Source organism: Lysobacter yangpyeongensis (genome assembly GCF_042655745.1).
In the GTDB taxonomy this organism is placed as follows: Bacteria; Pseudomonadota; Gammaproteobacteria; order Xanthomonadales; family Xanthomonadaceae; genus Agrilutibacter; species Agrilutibacter yangpyeongensis.
On the sequence record NZ_JBHSNM010000015.1, the window covers coordinates 1 to 4,221 of the forward strand.

Annotated in this window: 1 protein-coding gene; it reads right to left on the minus strand. The window is 60.5% G+C overall.

Going from position 1 to position 4,221, the window contains the following annotated elements; translation table 11 throughout:
* Nucleotides 1-3,280: 3,280 nt before the first annotated feature.
* Entirely contained in the window at nucleotides 3,281-3,655 is a 375-nt protein-coding gene (locus tag ACFPN1_RS16100; protein ID WP_386756234.1) for a hypothetical protein, read from the minus strand.
* Between the last annotated feature and the right edge of the window lie 566 nt (nucleotides 3,656-4,221).

The window sequence follows — 4,221 nt, forward strand, 5'->3', positions numbered from 1 at the left end:
CAGAGACACTGTGATGCCATTGCCCATCGACTCAACACCAGACCGAGGAAGCGCTATGGCTATCGCAGCCCAATGCAAAAACTATTCGGTTAGAGGAGCTTGTCGCACTTGGTGGTTGAATTCACGCCGCCGATGTTGCCGGGACAATTGGGGCGATGGCAACTACCCGCTTTTCGGTCCGGGCCCAGGACAGCCGGGGCGCGCTTAGCGGACTCCGGGCGCATCCCGAGAATCACGTAACGAGGCCGATAGACTTTGGTGTGTTGGAGCTGCGGGCGCATCCCTGGATTGCCTGGGCGCGCCACTGGAATTTGCCGAAGGAATCAATGGGCGCAGCCAAAAATGCTGGCACTCGCTTGAACCCACTCCTTCTGCTTTTGACTTGCTTGCGGCCTAACGTCTGAATTAAGCCGAGCCGCGAAGCGGCTTCGGCTTGAATGAATTGTTAGGCCGCAAGGTATCAGATCGCGACGGCAGTCGGGCGCGGGAGCGCACGGCTGCCGAGTTTGACGAAGCTGCCTGTGCCGGCCGAAAGCCGGGAGACTTGCGCGCCACACGGAAGTGGCGCGATGAAACGCTCGCTGGAGCGACAAGGCCTGATGGACAGATGCCGCGAGAACCTGCGGGCGCAGACCGAGGGGAGGGAAAGCGCAACTCGCCGCGCTTGAGTGGTCGATCGTCGAAGAGCCCCACGGAAGAGCCGGGAGGCGAGATGCGCTGGCTGGAATCCAGGCGAAGCCATTGCAACGATTTTCAGCGGCCTAACGCCTGAATTAAGCCGAAAACAATCGCGTAGCGATTGGTTTTCGGCTTGAATGAATTGTTAGGCCGCAAGGTATCAGATCGCGAAGGCAGTCGGGCGCGGGAGCGCACGGCTGCCAGGCTCGGCGAAGCTGCCCGTGCCGGCCGAGAGCCGGAAGGCCTGGGCGCCACACGGAAGTGGCGCGATGAAACGCTCGCTGGAGCGATAACGCCCGATGGACAGATGTTGCGGGAACCTGCGGGCGCATACCGAGAAAAGGGAAGGCGCAACTCGCCGAGCTTGAATGGCCGACCGTCGGTAAACCCACGGAAGAATCGGGAGGAGAGGTGCGCCGGCTGGCTGCGTGCCGAAACTAATGCAGCGATGTTTCCAGCGGCCTAACGCCTGAATTAAGCCGAGCCGCGAAGCGGCTTCGGCTTGAATGAATTGTTATGCAGCCAGGAGAACCGGAGAACTTGGCTGCTGAAGAGATCTTAGCCCACGACAATCGGTGCCCGAGAATCACCCCATGGAGCCGGGAAAGGAATCGGGCGAGCTTTGACCAGCCGAAGGCGAGGGCGCTGCTGCGGTTACCGAGGACACTGCAGCTGCGTAGCGCCGGCGAGTTGCCGGAAGACGCGATGCTTTTGGCGCAGATGCCAAGCCACTCAAGCCGCGGAACAAGACCGGGTGCACGATAGGTTTGAACAACCTCTATCCCACCGCGCATAACGCCTGAATTAAGCCGAGCCGCGAAGCGGCTTCGGCTTGAATGAATTGTTAGGCCGCCGATGTTGCCGGGAAGGTTGGGGCGATGGCAACTGTCCGCTTTTCGGGCCGAAGCCAGGACCGCGGGGGCGCGCTTTGGAGACCCTGAGCGCATCCCGAGAATCACGTAGCGAGGCCGAGAGACTTTGGTGTGTTGGAGCTGCGGGCGCATCCCGGATTGCCTGGGCGCGCCGCGAGGACCTGGCCGAGGAATCAATGAGCGCAGCCCAAAATGCTGGCACTCGCTTGAACCCACTCCTTCTGCTTTTGACTTGCTTGCGGCCTAACGCCTGAGTTAAGCCGACCCGCTGCCGCAGCAATCGGAGAACGGCGGTGGATCAATTTGCGAGTCGTTCAAGACGAAGCCGCGAAGCGGGTTCGGCTTGAACGAATTGTTAGGCCGCCGATGTTGCCGTAGCGGTTGGGGGCCGAGCAACTGTCCGCTTTTGGGACGAAGCCGGGCCAGTCTGGGCGCGCTTAGCTGGCTCCGAGCGCATCCCGAGAATCACGTAATGGAGCCCAGAGAGTCCGGCGTGTTGGAGCTGCGAGCGCATCCCGGATTGCCTGGGCGCGCCGCGAGGCAGTGACCGAAGGAATCAATGGGCGTAGCCAGAGCGCCGGCACTGGCGAGAACCCACTCCTACGCTTTTGACTTGTGCGGCCTAACGCCTGAATTAAGCCGAGCCGCGAAGCGGCTTCGGCTTGAATGAATTGTTAGGGCCCAGCACGGTGCGCGCACAGACGGAGAATGCCAGCCCTACCGCCAAGGATATGGGAAGTGGCTGCACAAAATCCCTCAGGAGCATCCGCCACGGGAAGGCGCCGTAGTACATCCATGGGTGTCTGACGCGGATTAGGAATACCAGCATGAGCCATGCACTGGTCAGGGAGACGCAGAGAACAGCGCCGGGAGTGCGGCGCAGCGAGACCAGGCCAAGGACAAGGAGTGGGATCGTCGCGTAGTACAGCGCTCCAAGAAGTGCTGTTGCCCTAACCAACCCTGGAGCGTTGAGGTTCCAGCGGGGCGGCCAATAGGCAAAGTACGTGACCAGGCACATGGCCATAGCAACGACAGTGGCAACGACGATGCAAAGGCTAACTCTCGCGAGACGCTGGATCATGGGCCCTAACGCTTGAATTAAGCCGAGCCGCGAAGCGGCTTCGGCTTGAATGAATTGTTATGCAGCCAGGAGAGCCGGAGAACTTGGCTGCTGAAGAGATCTTAGCCCAGGACAATCGGTGCCAGAGAATCACCCCATGGAGCCAGGAAAGGGATCGGGCGAGCTCGACCAACCGAAGGCGGGGCGCCGCAATGAGAGCACGAGAGACTTCATGGGTCGGCGGCGCAGTGCGTAGCTGCCGAAACGGGCTGTTTCGCTTTTGCTGTGTGAGCCGGCTTGCGAGAGAGCCGATCAGCTGCTTCTCCACCGCGCATAACGCCTGAATTAAGCCGAGCCGCGAAGCGGCTTCGGCTTGAATGAATGGTTATGCAGCCAGGAGACCCGGAGGACGAGGCTGCTGAAGAGATCTTAGCCCAGGACAATCGGTGCCCGAGAATCACCCCATGGGGCAGGGAAAGGAATCGGGCGAGCTTTGGCCGGCCGAAGGCGAGAGGCGCCTCTTGGCTGCAAAGGAGGCCACGTGGCGCCGGCGAAGTGCTGGAAGACGCGATGCTTTTGGCGCAGATGCCAAGCCACTCAAGCTGCGGAACAAGACCGGGGGAACGAGGGCGTAAAAGCAGCTGTTGTTCCACCGCGCATAACGCCTGAATTAAGCCGAGCCGCGAAGCGGCTTCGGCTTGAATGAATTGTTAGGCGGCACCCGCAGGCGCCAACCTAGCCATGCGAACAGTACAACTGACACCGCCGTAGAGGCGGCAGCCCACACTGGATTGCTTGGGTAGCTTGAGCCATCAAGAAGCACCGACAAGAGATTGGGTGGAATGATCGGCAGCATGCCGGGTGGCGGCATTGGTGCGACCAGCAGACCAAGCAACGCTCCTGCTACAGGCCGGATCCATGTGCGGACGTTGGAATGACGATAGCGGAATGCAAGGAAGCCAAACGCGAGCAACAAGGGAGAAGCGAGCGCGCCCCAAGTGGCCAATGCGGTTATCGCAGCGAGAAACAATCTCTCAATGTCCATGAAGCTTCCCGTGCCGCCTAACGCCTGAATTAAGCCGAGCCGCGAAGCGGCTTCGGCTTGAATGAATTGTTAGGGCGCGCACCAGAGGCCCACGCCCACCTGCGCCCAAGCATACCGACACCTAAGGACTCAGAGCCTTGGCGGAAGGGCAAAAAGGCTTTCCGGAAGGGCTCGGGGCTCTGGCGGAAGGACAAAAAGTCTTTCCGGAAGGGCTGGGGGGCTTGGCGGAAGGGCAAAAGGTCTTTCCGGAAAGGCTCTGAGTCTTGGCGGAAGAGCAAAAAGTTCTTTCCGAAGAGGCTCGGAGCCTTGGCGGAAGAGCAAAGAGTCTTTCTGGAGAGGCTCGGAGCCTTGGTGGAAGAGCAAAAAGTCTTTCCGGAGAGGCTCGGAGCCTTGTTACGGCAGTGACGGAGGTGCGACCGGCCTTTTGCTGGCCTAGCGCCCTAACGCCTGAATTAACCCGACACCAAGCGCGTAGCGATTGGTGTTCGGGTTGAATGAATTGTTAGGCCGCAAAGTATCAGATCGCGATGGCAGTCGGGCGCGGGAGCGCTCGGCTGCCGAGCTTG